The sequence below is a fragment of the Cupriavidus sp. 05N40 genome (genome assembly GCF_056397305.1).
The window spans coordinates 14,729-31,835 of record NZ_JBFTND010000102.1 but is presented as its reverse complement, the minus strand read 5'-3'; the positions used below and the strand labels follow the sequence as shown (position 1 = coordinate 31,835).

The following is a 17,107-nucleotide window of genomic DNA, read 5'->3' as shown; positions in this document are numbered from 1 at the left end:
CAGCAGGCTGACGGGATGGCCCAGCCATTGCGCCACGTAGAAGAAACCGAGGCCCACCGCGGCCGTGGAGATCACCACGCCGACCGTGGCGAGCAGCAACACGGCGCGCCGCTGGCGACGCATGCGCGACAGGTCCACGTGCAGCGCGCCGGCGAACAGCAGCAGGCTGAGCAGGCCGTGGAAGACCAGGTCGGAGAAATCGATCTGGGCCACCAGCTTGCGGGCCTGGGCCACCATTTCAGGGTGATTGAAGCCGAGCACGGATACGCTCAGGCAGGTCACCAGGCCCACGGCGGTGATGCCCAGCGTGTCGGGCAGCTTGATGAAGCGGTAGTTGATGACGCCGAAGATGGCGATGAGGGTGAAAAGGGCGCCGGTCCCCTGGAATACGGTCATGCGGTGGAATCCTCCTGAGTCTCTGCCGTTGCGGGTCGTCGCGAGTCGTTGCGAGCCTCCATTGTGCGCGATGCACTGCAATGTGCGTCTTTTGACGCATCAACGAGGCCATCGTTCATGGCGGGCCGCGCAGGCCGAGTGCTCGTCAGGCCAGCGTCGCCGCCTCGCCGGCATCGAAAAACCCCAGGAACCTGCGCATGATGGGCGAGAGCGCGCCCGTGCGATGCGCCACCAGCACGCGGCTGGCCGCGTCCGGGCCCGCCAGCGGCCGGTAGGCCACGCCGGGGATGCCGGTGCGCGCATAGATCTCCGGCAGCACCGAGACGCCCGCGCCGCTTGCCACCAGTCCGATGATGGTGGTGGCCTCGCGTGCCTCCTGGGCAATGCGCGGGGCAAAGCCAGCCCGGTTGCAGAGCGTGGTCACGTGGTCGAACAGGCCGCAGCCCAGGCCGCGCGGGAACAGCAGGAAAGGCTGGCCGGAGAGCGCGCCGATCTCGAGCGGCGGCGCGCCTGTCGTGGCGGTGCCCCCGTCCTCCGGCCCGGCCAGTGCATGCGTGGCCGGCAGCACGGCGACCAGCCGGTCGGCGAGCACTTCATGCACCGTGATGCTGGCGGGCGGGTGGAACTGCGGCGAGGGCCGCAGGAAACCGATGTCGATCTCGCTTTTTTCCAGCGCCTGCAATTGCTGGCCGGTGGACATGTGCACCAGCTCCAGCATCGCGCGGCGGTGGCCAAGACGGAACTGCTGCACTGCGCGCGGAAAGACGTCCTGCATCGGCACCGAGGCGGTGAAGCCCACCCGGATCTCGCCGGCCTCGCCCGCGGCGACCTGCCTGACCACTTCGCGGGCCTGCTCCAGGTTGCCCAGGGCCGCCCGGGCCTTGTCCAGGAACAGGCTGCCGGCCGGGGTCAGCGCCACGTGGTGGCGCGAGCGGTCGAGCAGGGGGCTGCCGAGTTCGTCTTCCAGGGCCTTGATCTGGGTGCTCAGCGGAGGCTGGCTGATATGCAGCTTGCGCGCGGCTTCGCTGAAGCTCAGTGCTTCGGCCACGGCGACGAAATAGCGGAGTTGCCGGAAATCCATGGGCTTGCGGTGAGGGTGAGGGGCTTTGGCTCTGGTTTGGTTATAGCAATCAGAGATAACAAGCTGGTCTAAAACATATTGGACAGTATCACGGCCGCTGCGCRGAATGCACGCAAACGATACAACCGATAACCTGTCCGGAGACAAGAATGCTGCGTCGATCCCACCTTGCCGCCTTGCTGGCGGCCACCTTGTCACTGGGCGTGGTTGCCGCGGCGGGCGGGGCCGAGCCCTATCCGGCCAGGCCGATCCGGCTGGTCGTGCCTTACGCGGCGGGCGGCGCCGTAGATATCGTGGCGCGCGCGGTCGGCCAGCGCATGAGCGTGCAGCTCAAGCAGCCGGTCATCGTCGACAACCGCCCGGGCGCCAGCACCAACATCGGCATGGACACCGTGGCCAAGGCCGCGCCCGACGGCTACACCATCATGATGGCCTCCAACAGCCTGGCCACCAATGCCGCGCTGTTCGCCAAGCTGCCCTTCGACCCGGCCCGGGACTTCGCGCCGGTGGCCCGCATCGGGCAGGCCTCGCTGGTGCTGGTGGTACCGGCGAAATCCAGCGTGACCTCGCTCAAGGGGCTGATCTCCCAGGCCCAGGCCCAGCCCGGCAAGCTCAGCTACGCCTCTGCCGGCAACGGCAGCTCCGGCCACCTCGCCGGCGAGCTGTTCAAGGAAGCGGCGCATATCGATGTGCTGCACGTGCCCTACAAGGGTGGCGCACCGGCCATCACCGACCTGCTGGGCGAGCGCATTTCCTACATGCCGATCAATCCGCTCGAAGTCATCACGCATATCCGTGCCGGTACCCTGCGCGCCATCGCGGTGGCGAGCGACCAGCGCACGCCGCTGCTGCCCGCGGTACCGACCTCGCGCGAAGAGGGCGTGCCTGGCTTTACCGCCTCGGTGTGGTGGGGCCTGATCGCGCCGGCCAGGACGCCGCCGGCGGTGATCCACGAACTCAACGCCGCCGCCAACGCCGCGCTTGCCGATGCCGATGTGCGCAAGCAGCTCGCCCAGCTGGGCGTGACGATCCTGCCGGGCACGCCCGAGGCCTTCGGCCAGTTCGTGCGCAATGAAACCACGACCTGGAACGGCGTGATCCGCAAGGCGGGCATCACCGCCGACTGACTTCCGTGCCGCGCCGCGCGGGGCCCGGGGCCCGGCACGGCGTGGCCATGCCATCGATCTCACACGGTAACACCCATGACCGAAATCCAAGCCCAGGCCCCCAGCGGGGCACAAGCCGCAACCGACCGTCCTGCCATGCTGGTGGTCAGCGCGCACGCAGCCGACTTCGTCTGGCGCGCCGGCGGCGCCATTGCGCTGTACGCCGAGCGCGGCTACAACGTGAAGATCGTCTGCCTGTCGTTCGGCGAGCGCGGCGAGTCTGCCAAGATGTGGCGCCAGCCGGGCATGACGATGGAGCGGGTCAAGGCCGCGCGGCGCGAGGAAGCGCAGCAGGCCGCCGATATCCTCGGTGCCACGCTCGAGTGCTTCGACCTGGGCGACTATCCCCTGCGGGTGAGCGACGAGGCGCTGCTGCGCCTGGCCGACATCTACCGCGAACTGCGCCCCGAACTGGTCCTGAGCCATTCGCGCGAGGACATCTACAACTTCGACCACCCGCTTGCCACCCACGTGGCGCAGGAAGCGCGCGTCATCGCCCAGGCGCACGGCTACAAGCCCGAGGTGCCGGTGATCGGCGCGCCGCCGGTGTTCCTGTTCGAGCCGCACCAGCCCGAGCAATGCAACTGGAAGCCCGACGTGCTGCTCGATATTTCGTCCGTGTGGGAAAAGAAGCAGCGTGCCTTCGCCACCATGGCGGCGCAGGAGCACCTGTGGGAGTACTACACGCGCGTGGCGCTGCAGCGCGGCGCCCAGGCCACGCGCAACTCGGAGCGCAAGGTCAGGCACGGCGAAGGCTATGCGCGCGTGTTCCCGCAAGTAGTGGAGAGCCTGGCATGAAGACCATCGCCTATCGCAACATCCTGCGTGCCGACGCCGCCGCCATCGATGCGCTCGGCGCGGCCGGCGTGGCCACGGTGCATGAGGCGCAGCGCCGCACCGGGCTGATGAAGCCTTATCTGCGGCCGATCCAGTCCGGCGCCGCCATTGCCGGCAGCGCGGTGACGGTGCTGATGCATCCCGGCGACAACTGGATGATCCACGTCGCCGTGGAGATGGTGCAGCCCGGCGACGTGCTGGTGGTGGCGCTGGTCAGCGACTGCACCGACGGCCTGTTCGGCGACCTGCTGGCCACGTCGCTCAAGGCGCGCGGCGCGCGCGGCCTGGTCATCGACGCCGGCGTGCGCGACGTTGCCACGCTGAACGCCATGGCCTTCCCGGTCTGGTCGCGGGCGGTCAGCGCGCAGGGCGCGGTCAAGGAAACCGTGGGCGCGGTCAATGTGCCGGTGGTGTGCGCCGGCGCCCAGGTGCGCCCCGGCGACGTGATCGTGGCCGATGGCGACGGCGTGGTGGTGGTGCCGCGGCCGCGGGCCGCCGAGACCGCGCGGCTCGCCGCCGAGCGCGAAGCCGCGGAGCTGGCCAAGCGGGCCACGCTGGCCTCGGGCGTGCTGGGCCTGGACATGTACCGCATGCGCGAGGCGCTCGCGGCGAAGGGCCTGGCCTACTCCGACCAGGCCGTGGACTGGTACAGCGGCTTCGACGAAGCCTGAGCGCGCGTTTCAACCGCCGGGCGGCCCCCTGCCAGCAGTTGGGGAGGGGGCGCCCGCGATTCTGGTATAAGCAACCCAGACAATTTTCCGGGCGTCGGGGGAGCCAGATGGAACTGCGCCAGCTTCAATACTTCGTGCGGGTGGTCGAGCTCGGCAGCATGAGCCGCGCCGCGCTCGACCTGGACATGGTGCAGTCGGCCATGAGCCAGCAGATCAGCCGGCTGGAGAGCGAGCTGTCCACCCGCCTGCTGCGCCGGACCACGCGCGGCGTCACCCCGACCGAGGCCGGCCTGGCCTTCTTCCGCGAAGCCCAGCTGGCGCTGCGCCATGCCGAGCAGGCCAAGCGCGCAGCCCAGCATGCGCGGCTGTCCGGCACGGTCAGCGTGGGGCTGGCGCCGACCACCGCATCGGTGATCGGCGTGCCGCTGATGCGCGCCATGCGCGAGCGCTATCCCGACGTGCGCCTGCATATGGTGGAAAGCCTGTCCGGCCATCTGGGCGCCATGCTCAACGCGCGCCAGCTCGACCTGGCGGTGCTGTTCGACACCCACGTGGCGCGCCGCTGGAGCGTCACGCCGCTGCTCGAGGAAACCCTGTTCCTGATCCGTTCGCGCAAGAGCCTGCCGGCCGGCTCGGAGGCGGGCGCGCCCGCGCGCCTGCGCATGGCGCAGTTGCAGGACGTGCCGCTGATCATGCCGACCGGCCTGCACGGCCTGCGCAGCACGCTCGATGCGGCCTTCGCGCGGGTCAAGATCGTGCCGCAGGTGGTGCAGGAGGTGGACTCGCTGGCCATGCTGATGGACGCCGTGGACCTGGGTTTCGGCGCCACGTTGCAGCCGTGGGCGGCGGTGGGGCGCTATGCGGACGCGCAGGAGCGCTTCCACCTGGCCGAGATTGCCGACCCCAAGGTGCGGCGCCAGAATGTCCTGTGCAGCCTGTCCGACGACGAATTGTCCCCGGCGGCGCTGGCCCTGCGCGTGGTGCTGGCCGATTGCGCGCGCGAGCTGGTACGTTCCGGCGCATGGCGCGGCGCGCGCCTGCTGGTCGACTAGAAGACAGGCGCCCCGGGGGGGCATCACGATTCGTGATGCCCCCATGCGATCCGCGGGCTTAGCAGGAGGGCGCCAGCCCGCTACAGTGCGGTCTACCCCACCGGAAGCCGCATCGTGTTCCTCATCAATCCAATCCGGGAGCGCCTCGCGCCGACTCCCCACCGCCTCGCCGGAGGCGCCCGCCCATGATCGACGTCCTGGTCATCGGCGGCGGCAACGCCGCCCTGTGCGCCGCCCTGATGGCGCGTGAAGCCGGCGCCAGCGTGCTGCTGCTCGAAGCGGCACCGCGCGAGTGGCGCGGCGGCAACTCCCAGCACACCCGCAACCTGCGCTGCATGCACGACGCCCCGCAGGACGTGCTGGTCGAGGCCTACCCCGAAGAAGAGTACTGGCAGGACCTGCTCAAGGTCACCGGCGGCCTGACCGACGAACGCCTGGCCCGCCTGGTGATCCGCGCTTCGTCCACCTGCCGCGACTGGATGCGCAAGCACGGCGTGCACTTCCAGCCGCCGCTGTCCGGCGCGCTGCACGTGGCGCGCACCAATGCCTTCTTCATGGGCGGCGGCAAGGCCCTGGTCAATGCCTACTTCCGCAGCGCCGAGGCGCTCGGCGTGCAGGTGCGCTACGACGCGCCGGTGGACGCCATCGAGCTCGACGGCGACCGCTTCGTGGCCGCCCGCATCGGCAGCGAGCGCATCGAGGCGCGCAGCTGCGTGCTGGCCGCCGGCGGCTTCGAGTCCAACCGCGAGTGGCTGCGCGAGGCCTGGGGCCAGAACGCCGACGGCGAATGGCCGGCCGACAACTTCCTGATCCGCGGCACGCGCTTTAATATGGGCGTGCTGCTCAAGCACATGATCGAGGCCGGGGCTGACGCCATCGGCGACCCGTCGCAATCGCACTGCGTGGCCATCGACGCGCGCGCGCCGCTGTACGACGGTGGCATCTGCACCCGCGTGGACTGCGTCTCGCTGGGCGTGATGCTCAACCGCAATGCCGAGCGCTTCTATGACGAAGGCGAGGATTTCTGGCCCAAACGCTACGCCATCTGGGGCCGCCTGGTGGCCCAGCAGCCTGGGCAGATCGGTTACTCGATCATCGACGCCAAGGCGGTCGGGCGCTTCATGCCGCCGGTGTTCCCCGGCGTGCGCGCCGATACGCTGCCGGAACTGGCGCGCCAGCTCGGGCTGGACGAAGCCACCTTCGTGCGCACCATCGAGGACTACAACGCGGCCTGCCGCGTCGGCACCTTCGACCACACCGTGCTGGACGACTGCCATACCGAAGGCATCGCGCCGGCCAAGACCCACTGGGCGCGCCCGCTCGATACCGCGCCGTTCTACGGCTATGCGCTGCGGCCCGGCATCACCTTCACCTATCTCGGCCTGAAGGTGGACGAGCACGCCGCCGTGCACTTCGGCGGCAAGCCCAGCGCCAACCTGTTCGTGGCCGGCGAGATGATGGCCGGCAACGTGCTGGGCAAGGGCTACACCGCGGGCGTGGGCATGGCCATCGGCACCGCCTTCGGCCGCATCGCCGGCACGCGGGCCGCCGCCGCCGCGTTCGGGCGGACCCGTCACAACGAACTCCAGGAAGAGCAGCATGCAACATCTTGAAGCGCTGACGCGCGAAGCGGCGGCGCTGGCCCAGGGCGTGCTGCCGCTGACCGGCGACGAGGCCGAGGTCGGCCGCGTCATGCAGATCTGCAACGCCTGCCGCTATTGCGAAGGCTTCTGCGCCGTGTTCCCGGCCATGACGCGCCGGCTGGAATTCGGCAAGGCAGATATCCACTACCTGGCCAACCTGTGCCACAACTGCGGCRCCTGCTACCACGCCTGCCAGTACGCGCCGCCGCACGAGTTCGCGGTGAACGTGCCGCAGGCCATGGCCAAGGTACGGGCGCAAACCTATTCGGACTACGCCTGGCCGGCCGCGTTCGGCGGCCTCTACCGCCGCGCCGGCCTGGCCACCGCGCTGGCGCTGGCGGGCGGCCTGGCGCTGTTCCTGGTGATGGCGCTGGCCATGCAGGGCAGCCTGCTGCATGCGCCGCTGGCCGGCAACTTCTACGCCATCTTCCCGCACAACCTGCTGGCGGCGATGTTCGGGCTGGTATTCGGCCTTGCCATCGTGGCGCTGGGCGTGGGCGTGATGCGCTTCTGGCGCAAGGTCACCCCGGGCGAGCTGGCAGGCGAGGCCCGAGGCCCGGCCATCGGTGGCGCGGCGCACGATGCGCTACGCCTGCGCTACCTCGACGGCGGCCACGGCCAGGGCTGCAACAATGCCGACGACGCCTTCACGCTGTGGCGCCGCCGCTTCCACCATTTCACGTTCTATGGCTTCATGTTGTGCTTCGCCGCCACGGCGGTTGCCACCCTGTATCACTACCTGCTGGATCTGCACGCGCCCTATGCGCTGGGCAGCCTGCCTGTCCTGCTGGGCACGGCGGGCGGCATCGGGCTGCTGATCGGCACCGCGGGGCTGTTCTGGCTTAACCTCAAGCGTGACCCGCGCACGGGCGACGCCGCCCAGAAGCCGATGGACCGCGGCTTTATCGCGCTGCTGTTCCTCACCAGCCTGAGCGGCCTGGCGCTGCTGGCCTGGCGCGATTCCGCCGCCATGGCATTGCTGCTGGCCCTGCACCTGGGCGTGGTGATGGCGCTGTTCCTGACCCTGCCTTACGGCAAGTTCGCGCACGGCATCTATCGCAGCGCGGCACTGCTGAAGTGGAATATCGAGAAACGCCGGCCCGCCGGCCTGGCGCTCGGCTCGGACTGAGCGGCAACCGGTCCCGCAGACACCCGAACAAGAACACCGTACCCAAGGAGACTCCACATGACCAAGCCCGGCGTGCTCGCCATTTCCTCGATGCGGGACCAGTGCAGCGAAGCCGAGTGGCAGGCGCGCGTGGACCTGGCCGCCTGCTACCGCCTGGTGGAGCTGTACGGCATGGCGGACATGATGGCCAACCATATCTCGGCGCGCGTGCCGGACGAGGATGGCGCCTTCCTCATCAATGCCTACGGCATGATGTACGAGGAAATCACCGCCTCCAGCCTGATCAAGGTGGACCATGCCGGCAATCTCCTCTCCAAGCCGGATTTCGGCGCGCTCAACTACGGCATCAACAAGGCCGGCTACGTGATCCACAGCGCCGTGCACGAAGCGCGCCCCGAAGTGGCCTGCGTGATCCATACGCATAGCTGGGCCTCGATGGCGGTATCGTCGCTGGACTGCGGGCTGCTGCCGCTTACGCAGACCGCCATGCGCTTTCTCAAGATCGGCTACCACGACTACCAGGGCGTGGTGCTGGACACTGCCGAGCAGGCCTCGCTGATCGAAGACCTGGGCCGCGGCGAGGCGCTGATCCTGCGCAACCATGGCGCGCTTACGGTGGGCAATACCGTGGGTGAGGCCTTCAACTGGATGCACCGGCTGGAGCTGGCCTGCCGCGCCCAGATCGGCGCGATGTCCTGCAACACGCCGCTGCGCGAGGTGGGCGCCGAGGTGCTGCAGGAGACCTGGAACAACTACCAGCCCGGCACGCGCAGGCCCTATGGCGTGATGGAGTGGCCGGCGCTGCTGCGCAAGCTCGACCGCCTGGACCCGGGTTTCCGCGACTGAGCGCGGCGCCCCGGGAGCGCGAACATCCGGGCGCGCTCGCGCGGGCGCCCGAAAGCCCCGCCGCAGTACCGCAAGCCGCACCGACGAACACCAGAACATAAAACAGACAGGGAACGGCGGACGCGGGCGCGTTCCGATGCCGGCCGTCCCAAGGAGACCGTCATGCCGAAGTTCGCCCCCGCTTTATCCTCGTTCCACCCCATGCATGCGCCGCGCCGGGCGCTGGCCGCCCTTGCCTTCGGGCTGGCCTGCGCCGGCGGGGCCCCCGCCCACGCCGCCGGCGACGACTACCCGGCCCGGCCGGTGCGCGTGGTGGTGGCCTTCACCGCCGGCGGCACCACCGATATCCTGGCGCGCAGCGTCAGCCAGGTACTGGCCCAGCGCTTCAGGCAGTCCTTCGTGGTGGACAACCGGCCCGGGGCCGGGGGCAATATCGGCACCGAGGCGGTGGTGCGCGCACCGGCGGACGGCTATACGCTGCTGGTCGATTCGGTCGGGCCCATTTCCATCAACCAGACGCTGTACAAACGGCTGAACTACGATCCGCTGGCCGACCTGGTGCCGGTGGTGCAGATCGCCGACGTGCCCAATGTGCTGGTGGTGCATCCCTCGCTGCCGGCGAAGAGCTTCGAGGAGTTCGTGGCCTACGCCAAGGCCAATCCGGGCAAGCTCAACTACAGTTCCACCGGGGTGGGCACGTCCTCCCAGCTGTCGAGCTTCATGCTGACGCAGCGCGTCGGCACCGAGGCCACCCATATTCCGTACAAGGGTGCCGACGCGCTCAACGATCTGCTCTCGGGCCGGGTACAGTTCATGTTTGCCACCATCCCGTCGGTCATCGCCCATATCAAGGCCGGCAAGCTGCGGGCGCTTGCAGTGAGCAGCGCGCACCGCTCGCAGTCGCTGCCCGAGGTGCCGACGGTGGCGGAGAAGGGCTTTCCCGGTTTCGAGGCCGGCTCCTGGTTCGGCGTGTTTGCGCCCAGGGGCACGCCCAAGCCGGTCATCGACAAGCTGAACCAGGCGATCAACGAGGCGCTGCCGTCGCTGCAGGCGCAGATGGTGCGCGAAGGCGCCGATCCGGTGGGCGGCTCGCCGGAGCAGTTCGGCAAGTTCACGCACAAGGAGTACGACAAGTGGAAAGTGGTGGTGCGCGATTCGGGCGCTTCGGTGGATTGAACGATATGCAGGCTGCAATGAATCATCCGTCMGGCGGGCTGGGCCCGCGCATCCTGTTGTCGGAACAGGCGCTACGGCAGTACGGTGCGCAGATCGGGGCCGCACTGGGCGGCAGCTTCGTGCCGGTCGTGCCGGCGGCCGGGGAGGGCGGCCTGCCTGCCGGGCTGGATGCCGACATCGCCTTTGTCTCGCGCGACGTCACCGGGCTGTCCACCAAGCATGAGATCCTGCCGGCCACGCGGCGTTTCTACGATGCCATGCTGGCCAGCACCGCGCTGCGCTGGGCACATACGCATTCGGCCGGCGCGGACCGCGCGGTATTCGGCGAACTGCGCGCGCGCGGCGTGGCGGTGACCACCTCGTCGGGCGCCAACGCAGGCGTGGTGGCGCAGACCGCGCTGGCCGGGCTGCTGGCGCTGGCGCGGCATTTCCCGCAGATGGTGGCAGCGCAGCGCGAGCGCCGGTGGGCGCCGCTGATCGGCTCTGGCCTGCCGCGCGACATTGCCGGGCAGACTGCGACCATCGTGGGCTRGGGCCCGATCGGGCAGTTGCTCGGCAAGCTGCTGCAGACGCTGGGCATGAACGTGATCGTGGTGCGGCAGCGCGCCTTGCCGGCCGGCGCCGGCTACGAGACGGTGAGCTTCGACTCAGTGAGCGGGGTGTTGCCGCGTACCGACTGGCTGGTGCTCGCATGTCCGCTGACCGCGCAGACGCACGGGCTGGTGGACGGCGCCGCGCTGGCCTTGCTGCCTGCCGGCGCCAGGCTCGTCAACGTGGCGCGCGGCGAAGTGGTGGAAGAGGGCGCGCTGATCGAAGCGCTGAGGTCCGGCCGCCTTGCCGGCGCCTACCTGGACGTGTTTGCGCATGAGCCACTGCCGGCGGATTCGCCGCTGTGGAGCCTGCCCAACGTCATCGCCACGCCGCACAGCGCGGGTTTTTCCGACGGCAATGCCGCGCGCGTGGCGGGCATCTTCCTGGACAACCTGCGGCGCTGGGTGGCCGGGGAGGCGTTGCGCAATCTGGTTGGCTGACGCAGCCAGCCATGCCTTGCCGGCTGTCGTCCCCGCTTGCCCAGACCCTCTCCCCATGAGGGGAAAGGGCGCAAAGCCCCCGGGGTACCGCGGGCGCCGCCGGCGCGCCGCTTCCCCCTTGCCTCGTCAGCTCAGCCCGCGCCGACCGGCGCGAACGTCGGCACCGGCGGGCCGTCCTCGGTCGGCGTGAAGGTGAGCTTCACTTCCTGCCCGATACGCACCGTATCCAGGTCGCAATCCACGATATGGGTCATCATGGTCACGCCTTCTTCCAGCTTCACGTAAGCGATGCAGAACGGCGTGGGGCCGGCGCGGCGCGTGACGCTGAACGAATAGATGGTGCCGCGGCCCGAAGCCTGCTTCCATTCCGTGTCGCCCATGCAGAAGGGGCACAACGTGCGCGGATACCAGTGCGGCTTGCCGCAGGACTTGCAGTGCCTGACCAGCAGGCGGCCTTCGCGCGCGGCTTCCCAGAACTCGGTGTTGTCCGGTGCCACCTGCGGCGACTTGAGCGGCGTGGCCGTGTAAGGTGTGCTCATCTTGTTACTCCCGTTCCAGAATCACAGTGGCGCTGCCGTGGCGCGAGCCGAGATAGCCGCCCGTGCCCTGGGCCAGGGCCAGGTCGCAGTTCTTGACCTGCACGGCGGGATGCGCTTCGCCGCGCAGCTGGCGCACCGCCTCGATCACCTTGGTGATGCCGCCGCGATTGGCCGGGTGGTTGTTGCACAGGCCGCCGCCGTCGGTATTGAAGGGCAGCTTGCCCACGCCGGAGATCAGGTTGCCGTCGGCCACGAACCGGCCGCCTTCGCCCTTCTTGCAGAAGCCCAGGTCTTCGAGCTGCATCAGCACCGTGATGGTGAAGCTGTCGTAGATCGAGGCGTACTTGATGTCGGACGGGCGGATGCGCGCTTCCTCGAAGGCGATCGGGCCCGAGATGGCCGCGCCGGACCAGCTCAGGTCCACTTCGCCGCCGAGCTGGCCCTTGACCGCTTCGCCGGCGCCGATGATCTTGACCTTGGGGCGCTTGAGCCGGGCCGCGATTTCCGGGCGCGCCACGATCAGCGCGCCGCCGCCGTCGCTGACCACGCAGCAGTCCAGCTTGTGCAGCGGGTCGGAGATCATGGGGGAATTCAGCACGTCGTCCACGGTCACCACCTCGCGCAGCATGGCGTTGGGGTTGTGCTGGGCGTGGTGCGAGGCCGCCACCTTGATCCAGGCGAGCTGCTCGCTGGTGGTGCCGTACTGGAACATATGCCGCATCGCGACCATGGCGTACAGGTTCACCGTGACGGCGCTGTAGGGCGCCTCGAAGGGCTGGTCGGGCAGGTTGGCGCCCCAGTTGCGCGCCTGCGTGCCGCTCGAGCCTTCCGAGCGCGGACGGCCCGCCAGCGTGATCAGCGCCACGTTGCACTTGCCGGCGGCGATGGCCTGCGCGGCGTGCGAGACGTGGGCGATATAGGCCGAGCCGCCGGTGTCGGTGGAGTCCACATGACGCACCTTGAGGCCAAGGTAGTCCACCATGTTGATCATGCCGAGGCCGGGCGCGTCACCCGCGCAGAAGTAGCCGTCGACGTCCTGCAGGCTGAGTCCGGCGTCTTCCAGCGCGCCACGTGCGCACTCCGCGTGCAGTTGCGCGACGCTCTTGTCCGGAGCCTTGCGGGTCGGGTGCTCGTAGGCCCCGACGATATATGCCTTGCCGTTGATGCTCATAGGTCTCCCTGTTTGTCCCGGGTACTTGTCGTGGAATGAATGGATCTGTCTCTAAGAGGGCGTTTCAAAAGACCCTGGTGTCGTTGCGCGGCCACGGCAAGTACCAGTTGTACTGTCTGCGGCCGCGCAGGCTGCATGTGCCTGTCTATTGCTTGCTCTTGCGTCGCCCGGATCGTGCCCGGATCGAGCCCCGGTCTCACGGCGCGCGGCCGAAGCGCTCGCGCAGGTCGCGCTTGAGCACCTTGCCGATGGCGTTGCGCGGCAGTTCGTCCGTGAACTCGAGCGCGGCCAGGCGCTGCATCTTCTCCAGCCGGCCGTTGGCCCAGTCCAGCAATGCTTGCGTGCCCGCCGCGGCGCCCGCGCGCAGCACCACATAGGCCACCGGCGTCTCGCCCCAGCGCTCGGACGGCACGCCCACCACGGCCGCGTCGGCAACGTCGGCGTGCGTCATCAGCACGGCTTCGATATCGCTCGGGTAGAGATTGAAGCCGCCGGAAATCACCATGTCCTTCTTGCGGTCCATCAGGACCAGGAAACCATCGGCGTCGAAGTAGCCGACATCGCCGGTGCGGATAAAACGCTTGCCGCCGGCGTCGAACCACTCCACCTCGGCGGTCTTGGCCGGCTGGTTGTGGTAGCCGGACATCATCCCCGACGAATGCCCCACGATCTCGCCCGGGGTGCCGGGCGGCGCGTCGGGCGGCAGCTCGCGGCCGTGGTTGTCGAGCAGGCGCATGTCGGTGTCCGCCGACGGGCGTCCCACCGTGTGCAGCTTGTCGGGATGCTCATGCGCGCGCAGTTCGCAGCGCCCGCCGCCTTCGGTCATGCCGTAGTACTCGATCAGCATGCCCGGCCAGCGTTGCAGCGCTTCGGCCTTGAGCGCGGCGGAGAACGGTGCGCTGGTGCAGAACTTGACGCGGAAGGAGGACAGGTCGGTGGCGTCGAAGTCCGCGTGGGCCAGGATGCGCTGGTACTGCACCGGCACCAGGATGGTATGGGTGGCGCGGTGGCGGGCGGCCAGCGCCAGGTACTGGCCGGCATCGAAYTTGCGCATCAGCACCACGGTGCCGCCCAGTGCCAGGGTGGGGAACAGGCTGACCAGCGTGGTGTTGGAATACAGCGGGGTAGACAGCAGCGTGACGCTGTCCGGGCCGTAGCCGCCCTGCGCGGCGCGCTGCACGTGCGAGGCGCGCATGCCGAACGGCTGGATGATGCCCTTGGGCACACCGGTGGTGCCGGACGAATAGATCAGGTTGAAGGCCCAGTCCGGCCCGATCGCGGGCGGTGCCGGCCGCGCGTTCCCGGCGGCCAGCCACTGGCTGAACGGCTGCCCGGCATGGCTGTCGTCCAGCGCGATGCATGGCACGCCCGGATCCGTCCCCAGGCCGGACAGCGCTTCGCGCGTGGTGGCGTCGATGAACAAGCGGCACGCGCCTGAATCCTGCACCATCCCCCGCAGCGTTGCCGGATTCAGTGCCGGCGACAGCGGCGCCACCGCCACCCCTGCGCGCAGGCTGCCAAGGAAGGCGGCGACGTATTCGATGGACGTGGCTGCGCAGATGGCGACCGTGCCTTGCGCCGGCACACCGTCGCGCTGCAGCGCCGCCGCGACGCGGTCGGCCAGCCGGTTCAGCCCGGCGTAATCGATGCTGCGGTCATCCAGCACCACGGCGGGATGGTGCGGCCGCTGTGTGCCGTGCGCATCGACCAGGGCGGCAAGGGGAATGAATTCGGTAGCTGTCATTGGGGCCGCAACGAACTTGTATGGAATGCTTTGTCCGGGGCGCCGGGGGGCGCCAGCCGCAGTGGACAAAGTGTCGCGCGTGCCGGCCGGTTCGACAATTTGGAATTTTGAAAGTGAGCCTTGCGGGAAGGTTTTGTGCGTTGCACAAATGCGCACGGGCACCCCGGGAGCCAGGCCCGGGCGCCCAGCGAGGCTTGTGATGCCCTCCGCACCGGCACTGCCAGGCCGGCCGGGCGCAGGCTACGCGGTCGCCTCGACGCGGTTCTTGCGGTAGAGGATGAGTGTGGCGATCAGCCCGCATGCGGCGGCGAAGGCCATCCAGTATCCCGGCGCGGCCTTGTCCTTGGTGGCCTCGATCAGATACGTGGAAATGGCTGGCGTAAAGCCGCCGAAGAGCGCGGTAGCCAGGCTGTATGCCAGCGAGAAGCCCGCCACCCGCACCTCGACCGGCATCACCTCGGTCAGGGCCACCACCATGGCGCCGTTGTACATGCCGAACAGGTAGGACAGCCACAGCAGCACCAGCAGCATGCGCTCGAAACTGGGCGCAGCCGCCAGCCACGACAGGGCGGGGTAGGCGGTGACCAGTGCAATCAGCGAGATCGCCAGCAGGATGGGGCGGCGGCYGATGCGGTCGGACAGCGCGCCGCCGATGGGCAGCCAGATAAAGTTCGAGATGCCCACGCACAGCGTCACCCCCAGGCTGTCGGCCGTACTCAGCTTGAGCACGGTCTTGCCGAAGGTGGGGGTATAGACGGTGATCAGGTAGAAGGTGGTGGTGGTCATGGCCACCAGCAGCATGCCGGCCAGCACGGTGCGCCAGTTGCGCAGCATGGAGTCGAACACCTCGCGCGTGCTCGGATGGTGGCGCCGCGTGCGGAACGCTTCGGTTTCCTGTAGTGAACGGCGCAGGACAAACAGGAAAGGCACGATCAGGCAGCCGATGAAGAACGGGATGCGCCAGCCCCAGCTGTGCAGCGCGTCGGCCGTCAGCCACTGGTTCAGCGCGAAGCCCAGGCCCGCCGCCACCACGATGGCGATCTGCTGGCTGGCCGACTGCCACGCCGTATAGAAGCCCTTGTGGCCCGGCGTGGCCATTTCCGACAGATAGACCGATACCCCGCCGAGCTCGGCGCCGGCCGAGAAGCCCTGTAGCAGGCGGCCGACCAGCACCAGCAGGGGGGCCAGCAGGCCGATGGTGGCATAGCCTGGCACCAGGGCGATCAGGATGGTGCCGCTGGCCATCAGCGCGAGCGTCACGATCAGGCCCTTGCGCCGTCCCACCTTGTCGATATACGCGCCCAGCATGATGGCGCCCAGGGGGCGCATCAGGAAGCCCGCGCCGAACACGGCGAAGGTCAGCATCAGCGAGGCGAATTCACTGTTGGCCGGGAAGAATGTCTGGGCGATATAGGTGGCGTAGAAGCCGAACAGGAAGAAATCGAACTGCTCGAGGAAATTGCCGCTGGTGACACGAAGTACGGCACCGAGCTTCGAGGACCCGGGTAGGGCCGTCCCCGCCATTTGCGCTTGCATCGCCAGTCTCCTTGGGCACCGCGTGCGGCGCATCCGCCGCCCTCCCGCAAGAGACCGGCCCGGCGGCCGCGCGTGTGCCGGTCACGCGTGTGGAGGTCAATATATGCCGTGCAAGTCGCCAGCGCCAGTTCTGCGTGGAAGGCGCCCGCGGGACTCGCACACGCCGCCCATGCGCCGGCGCGGCCATGCCGCCGGCTCAGGCGTGGCGGAACACGGCGGGGCGTTTCTCCACGAAAGCGCGCGTGCCTTCACGCGCATCGTGCGAGCCCGCCGCCACCATGAACTGCATGGCCTCCACCGCCAGGCCCTCGTCGATCGGCAGGTTGATGCCACGCGTCACCGCGCGCAGCGAGGCCGCTACCGCCACCGCGGAATGGCGGGCGATGCTGTCGGCCAGTCGCACGCACGCGGGAATCAGGTCTTGCGCCTGCACCACCTCGTTGACCAGCCCGAAGCGCAGCGCGCCGGCCGCGTCGATCGGCTCGCCGGTGAGGATCATCTGGTTGGCGCGCTTTCGCCCGACGTGGCGCGGCAGCCGCTGCGTGCCGCCGAAGGTGGGCGGAAAGCCCAGCTTGATCTCCGGCTTGGCAAAGGTGGCATGGCTTGCCGCGATGGCCAGGCTGCATGCTTCCACGGTCTCGCATCCGCCGCCGTAGGCCAGGCCGTTGACCGCCGCGATGACCGGCTTGGGAAACGACTCGATGCGCCGCGTCATGGCCTGCCCGCGCTGCAGGAAGCGGCGCAGCGCCTGCTCCGGCGACGCCGCGATATCCGGCGCGAAGCCGGCGATGTCTGCGCCCGCGCTGAACGCGCGCGTGCCGCTGCCGGTCAGGATCACGCAGCGCACGGCCGGATCCGCCTCGATGGCATCCAGCCTTGCCATCAAGGCATCGATCAGCGCATAGCTCAGCGCATTGAGCTTGGCCGGACGGTTCAGTACCAGCAGCGCGTGCGCGCCCAGCGCTTCATATTGCACGAGCATATCGGCTTGATCGGCTTGATTGGCGTGACCGGCTTGACCGGCGGGGGCGCCGTGTCCGTCGTCCTGCGCAGCGTGCCCGTGGAGTGCATCGTTCATGGTCGTTCTCC

The 17,107-nt window shown here is 68.9% G+C and carries 16 protein-coding genes; 9 read left to right on the top strand and 7 right to left on the bottom strand.

The annotated features are described in order from the left end of the window. Together AC1DO7_RS22880 and AC1DO7_RS22875 are read right to left on the bottom strand one after the other, a co-directional pair. Positions 1-396 (bottom strand): cation:proton antiporter domain-containing protein (locus tag AC1DO7_RS22880; protein ID WP_477116603.1); only part of this gene is annotated, 396 nt, incomplete at its 3' end. Between the two features lie 145 nt (positions 397-541). Next, positions 542-1,477, bottom strand: coding sequence for a LysR family transcriptional regulator (locus AC1DO7_RS22875; protein ID WP_441616766.1), 936 nt, complete (start codon positions 1,475-1,477; stop codon positions 542-544). 149 nt (positions 1,478-1,626) lie between these two features. Between AC1DO7_RS22875 and AC1DO7_RS22870 the strand changes: the two genes are divergently transcribed. From AC1DO7_RS22870 to AC1DO7_RS22830, 9 genes are all read left to right on the top strand, one after another. Continuing rightward, positions 1,627-2,604 carry a tripartite tricarboxylate transporter substrate binding protein gene (locus AC1DO7_RS22870; protein WP_441616768.1) on the top strand — a complete coding sequence of 326 codons (978 nt, stop codon included), beginning with the start codon at positions 1,627-1,629 and terminating at the stop codon, positions 2,602-2,604. A 75-nt stretch (positions 2,605-2,679) separates the two neighbouring features. After that, positions 2,680-3,441 carry a PIG-L deacetylase family protein gene (locus tag AC1DO7_RS22865; protein ID WP_441616770.1) on the top strand — a complete coding sequence of 254 codons (762 nt, stop codon included), beginning with the start codon at positions 2,680-2,682 and terminating at the stop codon, positions 3,439-3,441. Beyond that, the gene (locus AC1DO7_RS22860) at positions 3,438-4,151 is read left to right on the top strand and encodes a 4-carboxy-4-hydroxy-2-oxoadipate aldolase/oxaloacetate decarboxylase (RefSeq protein ID WP_441616772.1); all 714 of its coding nucleotides are present in this window, start codon (positions 3,438-3,440) and stop codon (positions 4,149-4,151) included. The genes AC1DO7_RS22865 and AC1DO7_RS22860 overlap by 4 nt, the downstream gene beginning before the upstream one ends. Before the next feature lie 107 nt (positions 4,152-4,258). Then, positions 4,259-5,203 carry a LysR family transcriptional regulator gene (locus AC1DO7_RS22855; RefSeq protein WP_441616774.1) on the top strand — a complete coding sequence of 315 codons (945 nt, stop codon included), beginning with the start codon at positions 4,259-4,261 and terminating at the stop codon, positions 5,201-5,203. Positions 5,204-5,388: 185 nt separating this feature from the next. Continuing rightward, complete coding sequence (tcuA, locus tag AC1DO7_RS22850) at positions 5,389-6,816, top strand: FAD-dependent tricarballylate dehydrogenase TcuA (RefSeq protein WP_441616775.1); 1,428 nt, start codon at positions 5,389-5,391, stop codon at positions 6,814-6,816. Next, entirely contained in the window at positions 6,803-7,975 is a 1,173-nt protein-coding gene (tcuB, locus tag AC1DO7_RS22845; protein WP_477116602.1) for a tricarballylate utilization 4Fe-4S protein TcuB, read from the top strand. The genes tcuA and tcuB overlap by 14 nt, the downstream gene beginning before the upstream one ends. A gap of 57 nt (positions 7,976-8,032) precedes the next feature. Further along, positions 8,033-8,821, top strand: a complete 789-nt coding sequence (locus AC1DO7_RS22840; RefSeq protein ID WP_441616779.1) for a class II aldolase/adducin family protein — start codon at positions 8,033-8,035, stop codon at positions 8,819-8,821. Positions 8,822-8,983: 162 nt separating this feature from the next. Next, entirely contained in the window at positions 8,984-9,997 is a 1,014-nt protein-coding gene (locus AC1DO7_RS22835; protein ID WP_441616781.1) for a Bug family tripartite tricarboxylate transporter substrate binding protein, read from the top strand. A 17-nt stretch (positions 9,998-10,014) separates the two neighbouring features. Further along, entirely contained in the window at positions 10,015-11,028 is a 1,014-nt protein-coding gene (locus tag AC1DO7_RS22830) for a D-2-hydroxyacid dehydrogenase (protein WP_477116601.1), read from the top strand. Positions 11,029-11,159: 131 nt separating this feature from the next. On the opposite strand, the gene AC1DO7_RS22825 is transcribed toward AC1DO7_RS22830, so the two are convergent. The 5 genes from AC1DO7_RS22825 to AC1DO7_RS22805 form a co-directional block, all read right to left on the bottom strand. Further along, positions 11,160-11,567 carry a Zn-ribbon domain-containing OB-fold protein gene (locus AC1DO7_RS22825; protein WP_441616785.1) on the bottom strand — a complete coding sequence of 136 codons (408 nt, stop codon included), beginning with the start codon at positions 11,565-11,567 and terminating at the stop codon, positions 11,160-11,162. A gap of 4 nt (positions 11,568-11,571) precedes the next feature. After that, positions 11,572-12,738, bottom strand: a complete 1,167-nt coding sequence (locus tag AC1DO7_RS22820; RefSeq protein ID WP_441616787.1) for a thiolase domain-containing protein — start codon at positions 12,736-12,738, stop codon at positions 11,572-11,574. A 196-nt stretch (positions 12,739-12,934) separates the two neighbouring features. Continuing rightward, on the bottom strand, positions 12,935-14,482 hold the full coding sequence (locus AC1DO7_RS22815) for a class I adenylate-forming enzyme family protein (protein ID WP_441616789.1): 1,548 nt from the start codon (positions 14,480-14,482) through the stop codon (positions 12,935-12,937). 240 nt (positions 14,483-14,722) lie between these two features. Beyond that, positions 14,723-16,018: a tricarballylate/proton symporter TcuC gene (tcuC, locus tag AC1DO7_RS22810; RefSeq protein ID WP_477116600.1), complete on the bottom strand. Its 1,296-nt coding sequence runs from the start codon at positions 16,016-16,018 to the stop codon at positions 14,723-14,725. A gap of 196 nt (positions 16,019-16,214) precedes the next feature. Next, positions 16,215-17,096 (bottom strand): crotonase/enoyl-CoA hydratase family protein, encoded by an 882-nt coding sequence (locus tag AC1DO7_RS22805; RefSeq protein WP_441650015.1) that lies wholly within the window; start codon positions 17,094-17,096, stop codon positions 16,215-16,217. Between the last annotated feature and the right edge of the window lie 11 nt (positions 17,097-17,107).

Excerpts from the sequence above, each read along its gene's own strand:
- AC1DO7_RS22875 (WP_441616766.1), bottom strand. The coding sequence starts at position 1,477 with ATGGATTTCCGGCAACTCCGCTATTTCGTCGCCGTGGCCGAAGCACTG.
- AC1DO7_RS22870 (WP_441616768.1), top strand. The coding sequence starts at position 1,627 with ATGCTGCGTCGATCCCACCTTGCCGCCTTGCTGGCGGCCACCTTGTCA.
- AC1DO7_RS22865 (WP_441616770.1), top strand. The coding sequence starts at position 2,680 with ATGACCGAAATCCAAGCCCAGGCCCCCAGCGGGGCACAAGCCGCAACC.
- AC1DO7_RS22860 (WP_441616772.1), top strand. The coding sequence starts at position 3,438 with ATGAAGACCATCGCCTATCGCAACATCCTGCGTGCCGACGCCGCCGCC.
- AC1DO7_RS22855 (WP_441616774.1), top strand. The coding sequence starts at position 4,259 with ATGGAACTGCGCCAGCTTCAATACTTCGTGCGGGTGGTCGAGCTCGGC.
- tcuA (WP_441616775.1), top strand. The coding sequence starts at position 5,389 with ATGATCGACGTCCTGGTCATCGGCGGCGGCAACGCCGCCCTGTGCGCC.
- AC1DO7_RS22840 (WP_441616779.1), top strand. The coding sequence starts at position 8,033 with ATGACCAAGCCCGGCGTGCTCGCCATTTCCTCGATGCGGGACCAGTGC.
- AC1DO7_RS22835 (WP_441616781.1), top strand. The coding sequence starts at position 8,984 with ATGCCGAAGTTCGCCCCCGCTTTATCCTCGTTCCACCCCATGCATGCG.
- AC1DO7_RS22825 (WP_441616785.1), bottom strand. The coding sequence starts at position 11,567 with ATGAGCACACCTTACACGGCCACGCCGCTCAAGTCGCCGCAGGTGGCA.
- AC1DO7_RS22820 (WP_441616787.1), bottom strand. The coding sequence starts at position 12,738 with ATGAGCATCAACGGCAAGGCATATATCGTCGGGGCCTACGAGCACCCG.
- AC1DO7_RS22805 (WP_441650015.1), bottom strand. The coding sequence starts at position 17,096 with ATGAACGATGCACTCCACGGGCACGCTGCGCAGGACGACGGACACGGC.